Consider the following 17,187-nt stretch of genomic DNA (forward strand, 5'->3'; position numbering starts at 1 on the left):
CCGCCCGAGCGATGCGACGGCGAAAGTTACATCTCACCCGCACTTTTCGAGAGGTTGGCACAATGCAGCGCAGGTATGAGGGACGGCGGGTGCTCGTGACGGGCGCGGGCTCGGGCATCGGGCGGGGCATCGCGCTGCGCCTGCTCACCGAGGGCGCCACCCTGGTCGCGGCCGATATCGCCGAGGCGGGGCTGAAGGAGACCGCGGAGACGGCCCCGGAGCCCGAGCGCGAGCGGCTGCAGACCGTGCGCATCGACGTCTCCGACCCGGCCTCGGTGCGCGAGGGGAGCGGGCGGGCCCTCGAGCTGCTGGGCGGGCTGGATGTGCTGGTCAACGCGGCGGGCATCATGCGCGCCGCACACACCCACGAGATGCCGTTCGAGGACTGGAATCAGGTGATCGGGGTCAACCTCACCGGCACCTTCCTGATGTGCCAGGCCGCGCTGCCGCAGCTGCTGCGCGGCGAGCATCCGGTGATCGTGAACTTCTCCTCGACCGCGGCGTTCGGTTCGAATCCCTACATGGCCGCCTATTCGGCCTCCAAGGGCGGGGTCAACGCGCTGACCCACTCGCTGGCGCTGGAGTACGTGAAGCAGGGGCTGCGCGCGGTGAACATCGTGCCCGGCGGCATCAACACCGGTATCACCTCGGGCCTGCAGTTGCCCCCGGATGCGGACTGGAGCCTGCTGGCCCGCCTGACCGGCTGGATGAACGGCGGCGCGCTCGGCGATCCGCAGGACATCGCGGGCGTCGTCGCGATGGTCGCCTCCGAGGACGGCCGCTACATGACCGGCACCGAGATCCGTGTCGACGGCGGCGCACTCATGTAATCGCCTGCGGGGCAATGATTTAGCAGGTCTACGGCCGGGATCTCGGGATCCCGGCCGTAAGCGTGCCCGGGTGGCGCTCGGCCCCTACTGCCCGATACCCAGGTGCGCGGTGCACGCGGGCCACGCGTGCCACCCCTGCCGCGCCTGGGTCACGGTCGCGATCGTGATCTGTTCCTCGCGGGTCGCCAGATCGGGCCGCGGCGCGTATCGCAGCCCGCCTTGACGCACCCACGTGTTCTGGTCGAACTGAACCCCGCCGAAGAACCCGTTGCCGGTATTGATACCCCAGTTGCCGCCGGATTCGCACTTGGCCAGCGCATCCCACGTCGCGCCGTTGCGAATCGGCGGCACCTCGGTGCCGGGCTTGGCGCCCTTGTGAACGGTCTTGGGCTGCGCGGGCACGATGACGGTGCTGCTGATCTGCTTCTTCTCCTGCGCCCGCCCGTTGACGATCGATACCGCGTAGGTCACGTCCTGCACGCCCGGCTTACCCGGATTCTCCACCGAGCTGCGGTCCATGTTCATGGTCACGTCCTGAATGACGTTTTGCGGCGGATCCAGCGGCACCCGTTCAACGCGGTTCACGGTCCGCCGGCGCGTGACGGTGATCGACATACCGTCACTGAGCTGGGTGTCGGCGGAGGGGACCACGGTGTCCTGGTCGGCCAGCGGCACGCCGCGCACCTTCAGCAGCTGCCCGACCGTCGGAGCGGCCAGTCGCACATAGCTCGCCGCGGCGCCGTTGTCGGACAGCATCACCGTGTGCGGGCTGGTCACCGACAGCGCGGCCCCCCGCAGCGGCAGCGGGGTGGGCCGGGCCGGGGAGGCGAAGACATCGTCCGGAATCTTCAACTGCGCCAACGCATCACCGACGGTGTCGGCGGTGGTCCACACCTGCTGCTGCTGGCCGTCGACCACGAGCGCGACCTGCCGGGCCCGATTCAGGGTGATGGTGGCCCCGTCCGTCAGGATGACGCCCCCGGCCGGAGTGATGGCGTCGTGCTCGGACACCTCGTATCCGGCGGAATTCAGCGCCGCGCGCACGGTCACGGACATGGTCGTCAGGGTGGTCCGTTGCCCGTCGACGACGAGGGTGACGGTCTTACGATCCACGATCGCCAGCGCCGCGCCGAAGATGAGCGTGACCAGCAGCGCCGCGATCGCCGTGTACAGCAACGGCGATCGAGAGGAGTTGATTCGCGCTAGCGCGGACATCGAGGGCTCCGGCATTGTCACAAGATGATAACGATCAGGTCGGGGCCCAACAACCACGGGAGATTGAGCAGGCAGTTTTCACATCACGAAAAAGCATCGAGGGGGTGGCGATATAACAGCCGCCGCAATCGTAGTGACCCAGGGCACGCCGTCGCACCCCGAAGCGACACGGTGTGATATTCACCACTGCCCGGGGTAATTTTTTACCGGAAGCTGCTGCTGTATATTCCGGCCGCGCAACGGTATGGCGGCCCGGCCCGCTGTCGATCTCCAGCCGATCAGGGCCGGCGCGACCGATCAGAGCCGATACAGCCGCTGGGCATTCGCGGTGGTCAGCCGGGCCAGCTCGGCGGGATCCTGCCCGCGGACCTCGGCCAGGGCGCGAACCGTGTACGGCAGGCAGTACGGCTCGTTCGGCGCCCCGCGGAACGGGTGCGGGGTCAGGAAGGGGGCATCGGTCTCGACCAGGATCTGCCCGTCGGGCACGAGGGTCGCGGCCTCGCGCAGCTCGTGCGCGTTCTTGAAGCTGACCGTCCCGGAAAACGACAGCACGTACCCCTCCTCCACGCAGGCCTGCGCCATCACCGCGTCGGAGGAGAAGCAGTGGAAGATCACCGTGTCGGGCGCGCCCTCGTCCAGCAGCACCGTGAGCAGGTCGTGATCGGCCTCGCGGTTGTGGATCATCAGCGGCTTGCCCAGCCGTTTGGCCAGATCGATGTGCCAGCGGAAGCCCTCGACCTGGTCCTCGACCTCGGCGCAGCCGTCGAGCTTGCCGGGCCAGTAGTAGTCCAGGCCCGTCTCGCCGACCGCGACCACGCGTGGGTCGCCCGCCAGCTTCTCGAGCTCGGCCTTCGCGTCGTCGTCCAGGACGTTGGCGCGGGTGGGATGCAGCGCGACGGCCGCGTACACCCGCTGGTCCCAGTGCGCGGCCCGCACCGCGAACTGGGCGGCCTCGAGATCGTCCGCGACGGTGACGACCCTCCCGACGCCGACCGCGGCGGCCCGATCCACAATGGCCGCAACCGATTCCGCATCGGTGGCGCCGCACGCGTCCAGATGGGTGTGCGCATCCACCAAGGGGGACAGCGGCTCCGGCGGCTCCGGGGCGGGACGTTGACCGGGCATCGGCGACCTCGAGATCGGGGTTCGGGAATATAGCGGCACCAGCCAACCACACCGGTGCACGACGCGATCCGCCGCCGGGCCCTACTACAGTAGAGCCACCATGAGCGAACTCGAACGCCCCTCCTTCTACATCACCACGGCCATCGCCTACCCGAACGGCGTACCGCACATCGGGCATGCCTACGAGTACATCTCCTCCGACTCGCTGGCCCGGTTCAAGCGCCTCGACGGATTCGAGGTGTTCTTCATGACCGGCACCGACGAGCACGGCCAGAAGGTGCAGCAGGCCGCGCGCGCCGCCGACGTCCCGGTGCAGGAGTACGCCGCGCGCAACTCGGACGTGTTCGAGCGCATGGACAAGACGCTCGAGATCTCCTTCGACCGCTTCATGCGAACGACCGACGAGGACCACATCGCCGCGTCGATCGCGATCTGGAAGCGGATGCAGGCAGCGGGCGACATCTACCTGGACACCTACGCCGGCTGGTACTCAGTGCGGGACGAGGCGTTCTACACCGACGAGGAGACCACGGTCCTCGAAGACGGCACCCGCGTGTCGACCGAGACCCGCACTCCCGTGGAGTGGACCGAGGAGTCGAACTACTTCTTCCGCCTGTCGAAGTACCAGGACCGGCTGCTCGAGCACTACGAGCAGCACCCCGACTTCATCCTCCCGGCGACGCGGCGCAACGAGATCGTCAGCTACGTCAAGGCCGGGCTGAAGGATCTGTCCATCTCGCGCACAACCTTCGACTGGGGTGTGCCGGTGCCCGGCGATCCCGCGCACGTGATGTACGTGTGGGTGGACGCGCTCACCAACTACCTCACCGGGGCCGGATTCCCGAATACCGAATCCGCGTCGTTCCAACGGTTCTGGCCGGCCGATCTGCACATCATCGGCAAGGACATCAGCCGTTTCCACACCGTGTACTGGCCCGCGTTCCTGCTGTCGGCGGGGCTCGAGCTGCCCGAACGCGTTTTCGTGCACGGGTTCCTGTACAACAAGGGCGAGAAGATGTCCAAGTCGGTCGGCAACGTCGTCGACCCGCTGGCCCTGGTCGACACCTACGGCCTGGACGCGGTGCGCTTCTTCCTGCTGCGCGAGATCTCCTACGGGCAGGACGGCTCCTACAGCCACGAGGCGATCGTCGGGCGCATCAACTCCGATCTGGCCAACGAATACGGCAATCTCGTGCAGCGCAGCCTGAAAATGGTTGCCCGCGACTGTGATTCGACCGTGCCGACACCGGGCGAATTCACCGCGGACGACCGCGAGCTGCTGGAGCGCGCGAACGGCCTGCTGGAGCGGTGCCGCGCCGAATTCGACCAGCAGCAGATGCACCTCGCGCTGGACGCGATCTGGCTGACCCTGGGCGAGACGAACCGCTATTTCTCCGCCCAGCAGCCCTGGGCCCTGGCCAAATCGGGCACGCCGGAGGATCTGGCACGCGAGGCGACGGTGCTGTACGTCACCCTCGAGGTGCTGCGCATCGTCTCGATCCTGGTCCAGCCGGTGCTGCCGGGTTCGGCCGGGCGCATCCTGGACCAGCTCGGCCAGACCAAGCGCAGCTTCGCCGATATCGCGACCCAGATCGAGCCGGGTCTGCCCCTGCCCGCCCCGGAGCCGGTATTCCCGAAGTACGTGGAGCCCAAAGACTGAGCGTCGACTCGGCGGCGGCTCCGACTCGCACCCGGTGCGGCCCGATACCTTCGCAATCCGCGGCTCCTCCGGTTACCGTAGGCGCGGGAATCCTGATCTTCGGCAGATCCTGACGAGGCGTATTGCCCGCTGGGAAATTCTAGGCATTGGGAGGCGACTATGAGACTTTCGGCAGCTGGGACGACGATCGGGCTGGCGGCCGTGACCGCGGCGATCATGTGCGGCGGAACGGCACAGGCCGCGACCCCGGTCTTCTTCAACTATCAGGGCTGGAACTGCGAGGTCACCCCGGGTGGCGCGCTGGGATGCGACGTACCGAACGGCACCGTGGTGATGGAGCGCCCCGGGTTCCTGCCCGCGGGCAGCGCGGAGGGCGCGGGCCTGTCGGTATCGGGGCGGCAGATCGTCCAGGACGCACCCGGCGCACCGATGCACGCAGCCACGCTTGCGGGGACGCCGTTCACCCGCCCGGGCGGCAATCCGCCGCCGGTGTACGACTCGAACGGCTGCCCGGGACAGGGTTGCACGCCCAATCCGCCCCTCCGGGGCACCCAGGTGCGGTGCGGTGACGGCCACTACATGGCTGCCGGATGTGCCACCTCCGGCAGCCACGGTTTCTCGCTCTCGAAGCCGGGCCAGGTCTACGTGTATTAGGACTCGGCACGCCCCGGAGGCGGGGGCACCCGGAACAGGCGGCCGGAGCGAGCGCACCTTCGTCGGCATCGCTGCCCCGGCCGAGCCGGGCGCCCTGCCCCGAGCCGGTGTTCCCGAGGTACGTCGAGCCCGAGGATCGAGTCGCCGCCGCGTCAGTTGGCGCGAGCGGTAAGTACCGCGTCGTACAGCTCACGCCGGGACGCGCCGGTGCTCGCGGCGATCTCGGCGCAGGCGTCCTTGAGGCGCATGCCCTTGGCCACGAGGGCCTCGACGCGGTCGACCAGGTCGGCCGGCTCGACCGAAACCGGTTGCGCGCCTTCGAGAACCACGGTGATCTCACCCCGAGCGCCGTCGACGGCCCAGGCCGCCAGCTCGGCCAGCGTGCCGCGCACGACCTCCTCGTAAGTCTTGGTCAGCTCGCGGCAGACCGCGGCGCGGCGGTCCGGGCCCAGGACCTCGACGGCGTCGGCCAGGCAGTCGGCCAACCTGTGCGGGGCCTCGAAGAAGACAACGGCGCGCGGTTCGGCGGCGAGGGTGCCCAACCACTGCCTGCGCTGTCCACCCTTGCGCGGCGCGAAACCGTCGAAGCAGAACCGTTCCATCGGTAGCCCGGACAGGGCCAGCGCGGTCGTCACGGCCGACGGACCGGGCAGGCAGGTGACCGGAAGATTCCGCTCGACGCACGCCGCGACCATCCGATACCCGGGATCGCTCACCGACGGCATGCCCGCATCGGTGACCAGCAGCACCGTGCGCCCGGCCTCGATCTCCTCCAGCAGCATCGGAATTCGCGCCGCCTCGACGTGGTCGTAGAAACTCACCACCCGCCCGGCGATCTCCACCCCCAGCGCCTTGGCCAGCGCCTTGGTCCGCCGGGTGTCCTCCGCCGCGACCACCTCCGCCGCCCCGAGCGCATCGCGCAACCGCTGCGAGGCATCCCCCACCTCACCCATCGGCGTCGCCGCCAGCACCAGCCTCCCCGTCGCCACCTTGTCCACAGCACCACCCTAGGCGTCCGCGCGCGGCCCCCGTCCGGCGACGAGGCCGCACATCCAGGCGCAGCAGGCACCGCATGCGGCTTCGACCGCCGCCTTCCACATCGCATGACCCCGCGAAGTCCGTGTGCCACAGCCGCTTACGCTCGCCCTGCCTCGCACCATCGGCCCGCGGCCGGACGGTCGTGGCACCCCCGCGTGCCTTGGCCACGAGGTCCGATCGCATATGTACGCCGACCGCACCCGCCCGGTCATCCGGGGAACCGCGTCGAATATGCCCGGTCGTGCGCGGATCCCGGGCGCACCTAGACTCGGATATCGTGAGCGAGCTTGCGAGCCAACCATTGTTAGAGCACCCGGGGGTCATGGCGACGCCGAGCGCCGGCGAGGCGTCCGTGAGCGAGCTTGCGAGCGAACCGTTGTTAGAGCACCCGGGGGGCACGGCGACGCCGAGCGCCGGCGAGGCGTCCGTGAGCGAGCTTGCGAGCGAACCATTGTTAGAGCACCCGGGGGGCACGGCGACGCCGAGCGCCGGCGAGGCGTCCGTGAGCGAGCTTGCGAGCGAACCATTGTTAGAGCACCCGGGGGGCACGGCGACGCCGAGCGCCAGCGAGGCGTCGGTGTGCCCCAGCTGACCAACGTGCGACCGGCGATCGGCGCGGGGCCCTCGAGTCCGGCGCCGCTGCGCCCCTCCCCCGATTTCGGCCCGACCGATCGCGCGCGGGGCTGGCTAGTCACTGCGGTTCTCACCGCGATCGCCGCGCTCACCCGGTTCACGATGCTGAACTATCCGACCGACGCGGGCACGCCGGTGTTCGACGAGAAGCATTACGCCCCGCAGGCCTGGCAGATGGTGACCGGCGGCGGCGTCGAGGACAACCCCGCCTACGGGCTGGTGGTGCACCCGCCGGTGGGCAAGCAGATGATCGGGCTGGGCGAGGCCATCTTCGGTTACACCCCGCTGGGCTGGCGGTTCGTCGCCGCGATCTTCGGTTCGATGCTGGTACTACTGGTCATTCGGATCACCCGCCGCATGACGCGGTCCACGATGCTCGGCGCGCTCGCGGGGATCCTGCTGATCGCCGACGGCGTGACGTTCGTATCCGCGCGCGTCGGGATGCTCGACATCTTCCAGGCCGGATTCGTGCTGGCGGCGTTCGGCTGCCTGATCGTGGACCGCGACGTCGTGCGCGAACGGCTGGCCCGCGCGGATGCGCAGGGGCGCATCGCCTGGAGCGTGTGGGGGCCCCGGCTCGGTGTGCGGTGGTGGCGGTTCGGCGGGGGCGTGCTGATCGGGCTCACGCTCGGCGTGAAATGGAACGGCCTGTACTACATCGTGGCCTTCGGGCTGCTATCGGTCTTCTTCGATGTCGCCGCCCGGCGGGCGTACGGGGTGCCGCGGCCGTGGCTCGGCACGATCGTGCGCGACGTCGTGCCCGCGCTCGCCACGCTGGTCCTCGTGCCGATCCTGGTCTATCTGGGCAGCTGGAGCCTGTGGTTCGCCAGCGAGGACGGCTACGACCGGTACTCGGTGGGCAATGCGATCGGCGCCGGGGGCACCTGGTCCTGGATCCCGGACGCGCTGCGCTCGCTGTGGCACAACCAGGGCGAATCACTGAAATTCCATGAGGGCCTAACTAATTCGGCCGGAAACCATCACCCGTGGGAATCCAAGCCGTGGTCGTGGCCGATGGGCCTGCGGCCGATGCTGTACTACTACGCCGACGGCGGCATCGGCGGCTGCGGCCAGTCCGTCTGCGTGAAGGCGGTCATGCTGATCGGCACGCCCGCGATGTGGTGGCTCTCGCTGCCGATGCTGGGGTGGGCGATCTGGCGGACCGCGACCCGTTTCGACTGGCGGTACGCCGCGATGCTGGTGGGGTACCTGGCCGGTCTGCTGCCGTGGTTCATGGATCTGGACCGGCAGATGTACTTCTTCTACGCGGTGCCGATGGCCCCGTTCCTCGTGATCGGCATCGCGCTGGTGCTCGGCGACATCCTCGGCCCCGCCCCGTTCGTCCGTGCGGCGGGGTCTCTGGGCGGTATGCACGGCCTGACGCAGGCTGCCGCCTCCGGGCCCAACGCGCACGCCGCCGCCGGCTACCGGTTCCTGGTGACCAGCGAGCGGCATACCCTGAGCCTGCTGCTGGTGACCCTGTATGTGGGCGTGGTCGTCGCGAACTTCATCTACCTGTGGCCGATCATGACCGCGCTGCCGATCACCGTCGGCGACTGGCACAACCATCTCTGGCTGCCCAGCTGGCGCTAGGCCTGTTCGCCCAGGGCATTGTGGACGTAGCGCAGCGCGGCCTCGTCGTCCAGGCCCAGGCGCCGGACGGCCGCAACGTATTCGGTCGCCGCGTGTCCGGCCGCGTCCTGGGTCGGATCGCCGGAAGAGGCGATGAACGAGCCGAGGCGGCCGCGGGTCTCGAGCACGCCGTCCTGTTCCAGCTCCCGGTACGCACGCGCGACCGTGTTGGGCGCCAGGCCCAGCTGCGCGGCCAGCGCCCGCACCGTCGGAATCTTGGTGCCGGCCGTCAGCTCACCCGAGCGCACGCGGGCGATGATGCCCTGCCGCAGCTGCTCGTACGGTGGGACCGCCGAATGGTGGTCGACCGGTATTTCCATCGGCGCCTCACATCTCGTCCCGGGCTAGAGGGCAGGACAGGCAGCGCGGACCGCCCCGGCCGGATCCCAGTTCGGACCCGGGGATGGTCAGCACCTCGACACCGGCGTCGGCCAGCCGCCCATTCGTATTCTCGTTGCGTTCGTAGGCGACCACCACCCCGGGCGCCAGCGCGAGGGTGTTGTTGCCGTCGTCCCATTGTTCGCGCTCGGCGGTGATGCCGTCGAGCCCCGTGTCGATGACCCGCAGTTTCCCGATCCCCATGGCCTCGGCCGCGGCGGGCAGGAACGGATCCGGGCCGCGCATGTCGACCGAACCGTCGTCGCGGATGGCGATCGTGAACGCGAGCAGCTCATCCCGCACCGCGGGATACATCACCACGGCATCGGCGTCGACCATGGTGCAGACGGTGTCCAGGTGCATGGTGGCCCGGTTCTGGGCGATCGGCACCACCAGCACCGTGTGCGCCAGACTGTCCTCGAACAGGCTGCGCGCCAACGCCTCCGCGCCGGCCGGGGAGGTGCGCTCGCCCACGCCGATCGCCACCACTCCGGGCGCGAGCAGTAGCACGTCGCCGCCCTCCATCGGCGCGATGTGCGATTCGTAGGCACGACGCACCCCGAGGAAGCGCGGGTGGAAGGCGTAGATGAGGTCGGTGAGCGAGGTCTCCCGGGCCCGGGCGGGCAGCGCCAGCGAGGTGATCGCCACCTTGCGGCCCACCCAGAACGAGGAATCGCGAGTGAACAGCAGATTCGGCAGCGGGTCGATGACGAAATCGGTGCCGTGGTGCATGCGGCGCACCAGCGAGGTGGTGGCGGGCGCGAAGGGCAGCTCGTCGAAGGTCATGCCCGCCATCAGGATTCGGGCCAGCTCCGGTGCCGGGACGCCGCGCAGGTGGGCCTTGAGCTCCTCGGCCAGCGCATAGCCGACGCGGCGCGCGTCCACCGCCGCGGTGATGCCCATGCTGCGCCCGGCGCCGCTGACGGCCAGGGTCTGCGTGAGCAGGTCGGCCAGCAGCAGCACCTCGACCCCGCGCCCGCGCAGCACCTCGACGAAGCTGTCGTGCTCCTGCTGTGCGCGCTCGACCCACGGGATGGCGTCGAACAGCAGCTGGTCGTTGTTGCGCGGGGTGAGGCGGCGCAGCTCGTCGCCGGGCCGGTGCAGCAGGACCGTGCGCAGGGCGCCGACCTCCGAGGTTACGCAGAGCGGTGGTGCGGCGCTCGGGCCGCCTCCCGCGCTACCGCCTGCCTGCGAGCCGCCGTCCACCTGCGTGTCCATGGTTTCGACCGTAGTATTCCGCGGCCGCATTGGCACGGAATTCGCTGGGTATGGGCGGATGCGCAGATTCGGAAACCCGGATATGACGACCCACACCTGAAGTATTGTTAAGGTATGCAGCACACCACCTGGCAAGTCAAGGAGCTCACCCCCGGGCAGCTGTCCGAACGCAGTGGGGTCGCGGTGTCGGCATTGCATTTCTACGAACGCGAGGGACTGATCACCAGCCGCCGCACGAGCGGCAATCAACGCCGCTATCCGCGCGAGACGCTTCGTCGCGTCGCCTTCATTCGGATCTCGCAACGAGTCGGCATACCGCTCAGCGAGATTCGCGATGCACTTCACACCCTACCCGAAGGCCGCACGCCCAACCGCAAGGACTGGGAGCGACTGTCCACCATCTGGCGCCAGGACCTCGATCAGCGCATCGAACAGCTGATCCGCCTGCGCGACAGCGTCAGCAGCTGCATCGGCTGCGGCTGCCTGTCTCTGGCCAGCTGCCGGATCGTGAACTTCCACGACCGGCTCGGCGACGACGGCCCGGGCGCCCGGGTACTCGATGTGAACCTCAACGGGGAGAAGGGCGTTGCGTGCGCCGAGGCCGAATGCTCGATCCCGGCCGGGGTGAATCCGGATCACCCCTGCTGATCACGCCATCGAAACGTCGGAACGACGAGCTACATGCGCTTGCCGCGCGAGTCCGGCTCGCTCGCGGAGACCCGCTCGTAGAGAGCATTGAAGCCGTCATTGGCCCGGCGCATCGCGAATTCGTAGGGCCAGGCGAACTTTCGCGCCCACCAGTAGCCGAAGCGCACATCGAAGGAGGTATGGATCAGGAACCGGTTGCGCTCGATGCCGCGCAGAATGCGCTCGGCGACCCGCTCCGGCGAGCTGGCGTGGCGCTGAAACTGCTTGAAATAGCGTTGAATTCGCGGGTCGTCGCGATTCACCCCGGCGATCTCCACGGTCTCGACCAGGTGGGTGTTCACCGCGCCCGGCGCCACCAGGTGCACCGTGATGCCGTGCCGCTCGAGGTCGAATCGCAGCACCTCCGACAGCCCGCGCACCCCGAATTTGGAGGCGCTGTAGGCCGCGTGCCAGGGGAAGGCCAGCAGCCCGGCCGCCGAGGACACGTTCACCAGCGCGCCGCCGCGCCCGGCCGCGACCATCGGGGGCACGAAATTCTCGATGACGTGGATGGGGCCCATCAGATTGATGTCGATCATCGCGCGCCAGTGCCGGTGCTCGAGATTCTCCACCGTGCCCCAGGCCGACACCCCGGCGATGTTCATCACCACATCCAGGCTGCCGTGCCGGTCGAACACGTCGGCGGCGAACGCGGTGACCGCCTCGTAGTCGCTGATGTCCAGGGCCTGGGCGGCGAGCATCTTGCCCCCGTCGACGCCGATCAGCCGCACCGTTTCGTCGAGCCCGGCGGCATTGACATCGGTGAGCACCAGCTCGGCGCCCTCGCGGGCCGCGGCCAGGGCCGTCGCCCGGCCGATACCGCTGGCCGCGCCGGTGATCAGGACCTTCTTACCGCTGACGGACTTCAGGCGATCGGGCACACCGTTCCTCGCAGGCTCGGTGGCGCACCGGGCGGCGGCGCGCCGGATGTGTTGCTGTGCCCTGGAGCATACGTGGTGCGCATCGCCGGGGGCCCGTACCGGGCCGAGTGTGCCTGTCGGGTGCCATTCGCCGAGAACGCAACAACCGACGTGCCCAGCGGCGATGCGTCTCCGTCCGGCTGGGACTCGCCCGCGTAGCGATCGGCACAAGGAGTAGACCCGCAGGTTTTCGGCGCGACGAGCCCCTAGGGCGCCGAAAACCCGCCGGAGCGAAGCGGAGGCCGAAAACACAGCACTCTCAGCATGCCCGCCACGGCCGCGGGCCAGGTGAACTGCTCGGCCCGGGTGCGGGCGGCGCGGCGGCGAGCGGCGGCCGGGCGGGCCAGCACCTCGGTCACCGCCCGGGCGAAGTCGGCCGGATCGTTGGCCGCGACGGCTCCGCAGTCGGCGGTCACGATGTCGGCCAGGGCCGAGGACCGGCTGGCCACCACGGGCGTGCCCGCCGCCAGCGCCTCGAGCGCGGCCAGCCCGAACGTCTCGTGCGGCCCGGGCGCCAGCGAGACGTCCGCGCTGGCCAGCAGGGTCGCAAGGTGGGTGCGGTCGGAGATGAACCCGGTGAAGTGCACGGCCGGGCTGCCGTCGGGCAGCGGCGTGATTCCCCGTGCCCGCCGTTCCAGCGACTCGCGGCGCGGGCCGTCGCCGGCGACGATCAGCCGCGCGTCCACCCCGTCGCGGCGCAGCTCCCCGACGGCCTCGATGCTGCGGTCCACCCGCTTCTCCACCGACAGCCGCCCGCAGTGCACCAGCAGCGGATGCTCCGCGGCCCCGTATCGCGCCCGCAGGAGCCGATCGCGGCGGCCCGGGGTGAACATCTCCAGATCCACACCCAGCGGCACCAGCTCCACATTCGGCGCCTCGATGCGCGCGAACTCCGCCCTCGCGAATTCCGTTGTGCAGACCACCATGTCGTAGTCGGCGGCGGTGCGCCGATTGGCCGCGTCGGCCGCGCGGCGCGCGACCGGCCCCGGCAGCACCTGTCCCAGCAGCCGGTCCAGCCGCTCGTGCGAGATCATCACCCCCGCCACATCCCGGCGCCGGGCCCAGCGCCCGAATCCGCGCAGCGTCAGCCGATCCGAGACCTCGAGCACGTCGGGCGACAGCCCGTCCAGCACGTCGGCCACCCGCCGCGGATCCGCGGCGCGATATCCACTCGTCCACGGAATGGCCACGGCGGGCAGCGTGATCCGCAGCACTCCCCCCGGCAGTTCCCGTTCCTCACGCCGCGGCCCCGGCACGATCAGGACCACCTCGTGCCCGGCGGCCGCGTACCCCGCACCCAGATGGTGCAGCGCGGTCCGCAGTCCCCCCGAACGCGGACCGTAGAAATTGGCCAGCTGAACGATGCGCACGCCGCCGATGGTCCAGTGGGCGTACGCCTGCCGCGGCAACGCGGCGTGAACAGCGGTGGAAGGCTCGTTAGCCAGGGAGTGCGGGGCGCACGCGGATGAGGCCGTGGGGCATTTCCTCGCCGAATCGCGTCAGCACCGCGCGCACCGCGATCCAGTCGCCACCGTCGAATCGGACCCGGAAGTTCAGTTCACGGTCGTCGCCGCCCGGCGCGCCCGCGCACAGTTCCCGGCACGCCGCGCGGTAGACCGGCAGGTCGTCGGGGTGGAATTCGGGCCGTTCGGTGAGCCAGCGGTCCAGCGGGGGCGGCGGCGCGCTGACCCAGTCGTAGAGCTGCGCGCCGGACAGTTCGACATAGCCGACCCCGTACCCGGCGCAGGCGGGATGCGCCGAGCCACTCCCCACCGGCCATCGGACCGGTCAGTTCCTGTTGCTGCCGCGGGACACCCGGGGTAGCTCGAGGTCCAGCGCGATCCGGCCGGCGGCGAGATGCGTCTGTACCTCCTCGGCGGGTAGTGGCCGGGCGATCAGAAACCCTTGCGCCCGATAGCAACCCAGGCCGACCAGCGTGCGCGCGGCCACCGCGGTCTCGACGCCCTCGCCGACCACCCCCAGTCCGAACGAACCAGCCAGTCCGACAATGGATTTCACGATCGCCAGATCATCGGTGCTGACGCCGAGGCGCTGCACGAACCCGCGGTCGATCTTCACCGCGTCGACCGGCAGCGCCTTCAGGTGGGACAGCGAGCTGTATCCGGTGCCGAAATCGTCGATGGCGATCTGCACGCCCATTCGCTTGAGCCCGCGCAGCGTCAGCTGCGTGCGCGCGAGATCCTGCACGACAACGTGTTCGGTGATCTCGAGGCAGACCGAACTGCCGTCGATGCCGTGGCTGCGCAGCGTCTCCTCGATGGATTCGACGAAATCCAGGCTGACCAGCTGCACCGGCGAGACGTTGATGCGGATGACGACATTGGAGGCCAGGCCCGCCTGCTGCCACTGGGCAAACTGGGCGCACGCGGTGCGAATCACCCAGCGCCCCAGCTCGCCCGCCAGATTCGTCGCCTCGGCGACCCCGACGAAAGCGCCTGGTGGCAGCAGTCCGCGCGTGGGATGCTGCCAGCGCACCAGGGCCTCGAGCGCAACGATCCGCCCGGTCCGCAGATCGACCTCGGGCTGATAATGCAGGACCAGCGATCCGTCGGCTACCGCGCTGCGCAGGTTGAGCTCCACGTCGTCCTGCAACTCGAATTGCGCGCGCATCGCATCGGTGAACACCGCGACACCGTTGCCACCCCCGGATTTCGCGGACAGCAGGGCGTGATCGGCCCGCCGCAGCACGTCGGCCACGGTCATTTCGCCCGGAATGCCCACCGCGACACCGACGCTCGCCGCCCGGCTGACCGATTCCTCGCCCACGGTGACGCGCCGGGCGATCAGCTGCTGCAGGCGGGTGCCCTCGAGCTCGGCCTCCACCGCCTCCATCGGCTTCGCCGGCACGATCACGAACTCGTCGCCGCCGAGTCGGGCGATCATGTCGGCCGGATCCAGGTGGTCGCGTAGTCGCATGGACAGCGTCTGGATGAAGTTGTCGCCGGCGGTGTGCCCCAGAAAGTCGTTGAGCGCCTTGAGCCGGTCCAGATCCACGAAGAAGGCGGCCACCGGCCCTGGATTACCCGGTTCCAGGCGCTGTTCCATGTATTCCAGCAGCGCCCGGCGATTCGCCAATCCGGTGAGGTCGTCGTGCATGGCGATGTACCGCAGCCGCTCCTCGGCCTCGATCCGCGCCTGCAGCTGCGCGAACAGCGAGGCGATCGCCTTGAGCACGTTGAGTTCCCGGGTACTCCACTCGCGGTCGCCGTGCTTGATGAAGCCCAGCAGGCCGATCGGAACGCCGCGCGAGAGCAGTGGCACCGCCGCGGAGGTGATCGCCTCGATGCCCGAGGATTCGCGGATACCGTCCTGATACTCGACAAAGGCTCCGGGCCGGACGATCAGCGGTTCGGTGGCGTGCTCGACGACCTTGAACCCGATGTCCGCGTCCGCGAAATATATGACCGAGAGCGGGTCGGGTTCCGGAATGTCCGGTCGGTGCGGCCATTCGGCCACCAGAATCGTGGCGCGCTGGTCGCGATCGGTACGGCGCAGGTAGCAGAAGTCGACATCGAAATGCTCGACGAGACTTGCCAGCACGCGCTCCGTCGCCGCCACCACCGTCGTGGCGTCGATGCCCATCAACTCGGAGGCGACCTGTGTCACCAGTGAGTCGAGTGTCCGCCGAGGCACCTTATCTCCGATCGCGTCAGCTGCACCAACGCCATGGTCTCATGCGCAGGCACCTCCAGTAAGTCCAGGAACCTGCCCCGAAATGACGCTAGTGTATCGACGAATTCCGGGGAAATCGCCGCGAGCACCGCTGTCGGCATCGCCCCGCCGCCGCCGAGGTCCGCCGCGCCGACCGCGGTCGCTTCGACAGTCATAGGTTTCCTACTCCGTTGCTGCGCGATACCGCGCGACCACCCGGGCCCCGTGGCGGACCGTTCGGTTCGCGGCTGGAATCCGGGGTAGGCCGCTTAGGCAGTATCCGTCATCCGGCAGGAATTGACCAGACGTCCGGCTAATCTTCCGAAACCTGGGTGGAAGGTCCGAAATTAGCCCTGGTCACGGCCACGGATACGGCTGGCAAGCAGAACAGGAAGACCGGTTGGTTCTAGATTGGCTAACCGATGGCTACCAGATGGCTCTAGACCAGGATCGAGATGTACAGCTCGACCTCCGCCGACCCGCGCCAGATCTCGATCTCCTCGCGGTAGGCGCGGGTGATCTCGGCCGAGGCCGTCGCGTCGTCGACCTGGGCCCACACGTCCTCGACCGGGTCGTGATAGTCGCCGTTGGGCTCGAAGCGCGCGTAGACGCCCTTGGGCACGCGGATCAGCACATCACCGGCCGGAACCGCGTCGACGGTCGGATAGTCGTGACTGACCAGCACGTTGTAATTGCCGGCCGGATCGGGCGTGTACACGGTGTACAGCGGCGAGGCGGGCCGCACCTCGCGATCGCGCAGCCGGTCGCGCAGGAATTCGATCAGCTCACTGTTGCTGACCTTGAAGCTCGGCCGCACCCGCGGTACCACCAGGCCGCCGTAGATCGCCTGGTCACGCACGACAATCGTGTAGCTCATCGCGGTTCTACCGCCAGATACACGTCGATCTTGTACGCGTGCGGGTAGCACTCGAAGTCTCCCGTATGGGTGCGCTTGATCTGGTTGTGTTCCTCGGCGTACGCGATCTGGGTCCACAGGTCGGTCATGAGCTGCGGGAAGTTGCCGACCGAGGAGAAGCGGGCATAGGACCCTCGGGGCAGCCGGGCGACGATGTGCCCGCGGGTGACCTGGTCGAACGAGGTGCATTCATAGCCGACGATCTGGGTGTTGAAGGTGCCCAGATCCGCCGCGTAGTCGGTGTAGGCGCAGGCCAGCGGCCCACCCAGCTCCTGATGCAGCACCGCCCCCCAGGCGGCCTCGAGATCTCGATCCCGCAGCTCCCCGAGCGCACGCTTGGGACTGCGCACCGGCAGCCCCGCAACCCACGTCTCGTCCCGCTCGACGATCTCAAACTGCATGAAAGCTAACTCTCTCGAAGTTGTTCGCGCAGGATGCGCGCAATGCGGGTCGCATCGCCGCAGCCTCCCGGCCAGGCGTCATGCTATCAACCCGGCCTGTGAGACATCCACGACATGACATCTCACCAACCAGGGTTGCTGGATCCCATTTGCCCGAGCCCCGCCTCACCCCACCACAAACCACAGGCAATTCCCAACCACCCCACCC

16 protein-coding genes are annotated in these 17,187 nt (G+C 68.9%); 5 read left to right on the forward strand and 11 right to left on the reverse strand.

The genetic code is table 11. From position 1 onward, the window contains the following. The first annotated feature begins 62 nt into the window (after positions 1-62). Complete coding sequence (locus tag KO481_RS42265; RefSeq protein ID WP_215924348.1) at positions 63-830, forward strand: SDR family NAD(P)-dependent oxidoreductase; 768 nt, start codon at positions 63-65, stop codon at positions 828-830. An 84-nt stretch (positions 831-914) separates the two neighbouring features. On the opposite strand, the gene KO481_RS42270 is transcribed toward KO481_RS42265, so the two are convergent. Both KO481_RS42270 and KO481_RS42275 read right to left on the reverse strand, forming a co-directional pair. After that, entirely contained in the window at positions 915-2,045 is a 1,131-nt protein-coding gene (locus KO481_RS42270; RefSeq protein ID WP_215924350.1) for a resuscitation-promoting factor, read from the reverse strand. 297 nt (positions 2,046-2,342) lie between these two features. After that, on the reverse strand, positions 2,343-3,170 hold the full coding sequence (locus KO481_RS42275; RefSeq protein ID WP_215924352.1) for a TatD family hydrolase: 828 nt from the start codon (positions 3,168-3,170) through the stop codon (positions 2,343-2,345). Between the two features lie 13 nt (positions 3,171-3,183). Between KO481_RS42275 and metG the strand changes: the two genes are divergently transcribed. Beyond that, positions 3,184-4,830 carry a methionine--tRNA ligase gene (gene metG / locus KO481_RS42280; RefSeq protein ID WP_308167002.1) on the forward strand — a complete coding sequence of 549 codons (1,647 nt, stop codon included), beginning with the start codon at positions 3,184-3,186 and terminating at the stop codon, positions 4,828-4,830. A gap of 159 nt (positions 4,831-4,989) precedes the next feature. Continuing rightward, positions 4,990-5,484: a hypothetical protein gene (locus tag KO481_RS42285; RefSeq protein WP_215924356.1), complete on the forward strand. Its 495-nt coding sequence runs from the start codon at positions 4,990-4,992 to the stop codon at positions 5,482-5,484. Positions 5,485-5,636: 152 nt separating this feature from the next. Here KO481_RS42285 and rsmI read toward each other — a convergent pair whose 3' ends face one another. Beyond that, positions 5,637-6,482, reverse strand: a complete 846-nt coding sequence (rsmI, locus tag KO481_RS42290; RefSeq protein ID WP_308166999.1) for a 16S rRNA (cytidine(1402)-2'-O)-methyltransferase — start codon at positions 6,480-6,482, stop codon at positions 5,637-5,639. Positions 6,483-7,101: 619 nt separating this feature from the next. On the opposite strand from rsmI, the gene KO481_RS42295 reads away from it, so the two are divergent. Then, positions 7,102-8,748: a dolichyl-phosphate-mannose--protein mannosyltransferase gene (locus tag KO481_RS42295; protein WP_308167000.1), complete on the forward strand. Its 1,647-nt coding sequence runs from the start codon at positions 7,102-7,104 to the stop codon at positions 8,746-8,748. Here the strand turns inward: KO481_RS42295 and KO481_RS42305 are convergent. Both KO481_RS42305 and KO481_RS42310 read right to left on the reverse strand, forming a co-directional pair. After that, positions 8,745-9,107: a GntR family transcriptional regulator gene (locus tag KO481_RS42305; RefSeq protein WP_215924360.1), complete on the reverse strand. Its 363-nt coding sequence runs from the start codon at positions 9,105-9,107 to the stop codon at positions 8,745-8,747. The two genes, KO481_RS42295 and KO481_RS42305, sit on opposite strands and share 4 nt — an antisense overlap. Positions 9,108-9,114: 7 nt before the next feature. Further along, positions 9,115-10,383 carry an arginine deiminase gene (locus tag KO481_RS42310; RefSeq protein ID WP_215924362.1) on the reverse strand — a complete coding sequence of 423 codons (1,269 nt, stop codon included), beginning with the start codon at positions 10,381-10,383 and terminating at the stop codon, positions 9,115-9,117. Positions 10,384-10,497: 114 nt separating this feature from the next. Here KO481_RS42310 and soxR point away from each other — a divergent pair, with 114 nt between their 5' ends. Then, positions 10,498-11,031, forward strand: a complete 534-nt coding sequence (soxR, locus tag KO481_RS42315) for a redox-sensitive transcriptional activator SoxR (protein WP_215924364.1) — start codon at positions 10,498-10,500, stop codon at positions 11,029-11,031. A gap of 29 nt (positions 11,032-11,060) precedes the next feature. Here soxR and KO481_RS42320 read toward each other — a convergent pair whose 3' ends face one another. From KO481_RS42320 to KO481_RS42345, 6 genes are all read right to left on the reverse strand, one after another. Continuing rightward, on the reverse strand, positions 11,061-11,951 hold the full coding sequence (locus KO481_RS42320) for an SDR family oxidoreductase (protein ID WP_215924366.1): 891 nt from the start codon (positions 11,949-11,951) through the stop codon (positions 11,061-11,063). A gap of 245 nt (positions 11,952-12,196) precedes the next feature. After that, the gene (locus KO481_RS42325) at positions 12,197-13,360 is read right to left on the reverse strand and encodes a glycosyltransferase (protein ID WP_215924368.1); all 1,164 of its coding nucleotides are present in this window, start codon (positions 13,358-13,360) and stop codon (positions 12,197-12,199) included. Between the two features lie 67 nt (positions 13,361-13,427). After that, positions 13,428-13,763 carry a hypothetical protein gene (locus tag KO481_RS42330; protein WP_215924370.1) on the reverse strand — a complete coding sequence of 112 codons (336 nt, stop codon included), beginning with the start codon at positions 13,761-13,763 and terminating at the stop codon, positions 13,428-13,430. A gap of 15 nt (positions 13,764-13,778) precedes the next feature. Then, positions 13,779-15,617, reverse strand: a complete 1,839-nt coding sequence (locus tag KO481_RS42335; protein WP_308167001.1) for a putative bifunctional diguanylate cyclase/phosphodiesterase — start codon at positions 15,615-15,617, stop codon at positions 13,779-13,781. A 484-nt stretch (positions 15,618-16,101) separates the two neighbouring features. Further along, a complete protein-coding gene (locus KO481_RS42340; RefSeq protein ID WP_215924372.1) occupies positions 16,102-16,539 on the reverse strand; it encodes an effector binding domain-containing protein in 438 nt (145 codons plus the stop codon). Then, positions 16,536-16,979 carry a GyrI-like domain-containing protein gene (locus KO481_RS42345; protein WP_215924374.1) on the reverse strand — a complete coding sequence of 148 codons (444 nt, stop codon included), beginning with the start codon at positions 16,977-16,979 and terminating at the stop codon, positions 16,536-16,538. Before KO481_RS42345 ends, KO481_RS42340 begins: the two co-directional genes overlap by 4 nt. Between the last annotated feature and the right edge of the window lie 208 nt (positions 16,980-17,187).

The sequence above is a fragment of the Nocardia albiluteola genome (assembly GCF_018860155.1).
GTDB lineage: Bacteria > Actinomycetota > Actinomycetes > Mycobacteriales > Mycobacteriaceae > Nocardia > Nocardia albiluteola.

Coding starts and splice junctions, on each gene's coding strand:
- KO481_RS42285 (WP_215924356.1), top strand. CDS start 4,990: ATGAGACTTTCGGCAGCTGGGACGACGATCGGGCTGGCGGCCGTGACC.
- KO481_RS42340 (WP_215924372.1), bottom strand. CDS start 16,539: ATGAGCTACACGATTGTCGTGCGTGACCAGGCGATCTACGGCGGCCTG.
- KO481_RS42310 (WP_215924362.1), bottom strand. CDS start 10,383: ATGGACACGCAGGTGGACGGCGGCTCGCAGGCAGGCGGTAGCGCGGGA.
- KO481_RS42275 (WP_215924352.1), bottom strand. CDS start 3,170: ATGCCCGGTCAACGTCCCGCCCCGGAGCCGCCGGAGCCGCTGTCCCCC.
- soxR (WP_215924364.1), top strand. CDS start 10,498: ATGCAGCACACCACCTGGCAAGTCAAGGAGCTCACCCCCGGGCAGCTG.
- KO481_RS42305 (WP_215924360.1), bottom strand. CDS start 9,107: ATGGAAATACCGGTCGACCACCATTCGGCGGTCCCACCGTACGAGCAG.
- KO481_RS42270 (WP_215924350.1), bottom strand. CDS start 2,045: ATGTCCGCGCTAGCGCGAATCAACTCCTCTCGATCGCCGTTGCTGTAC.
- KO481_RS42265 (WP_215924348.1), top strand. CDS start 63: ATGCAGCGCAGGTATGAGGGACGGCGGGTGCTCGTGACGGGCGCGGGC.
- KO481_RS42345 (WP_215924374.1), bottom strand. CDS start 16,979: ATGCAGTTTGAGATCGTCGAGCGGGACGAGACGTGGGTTGCGGGGCTG.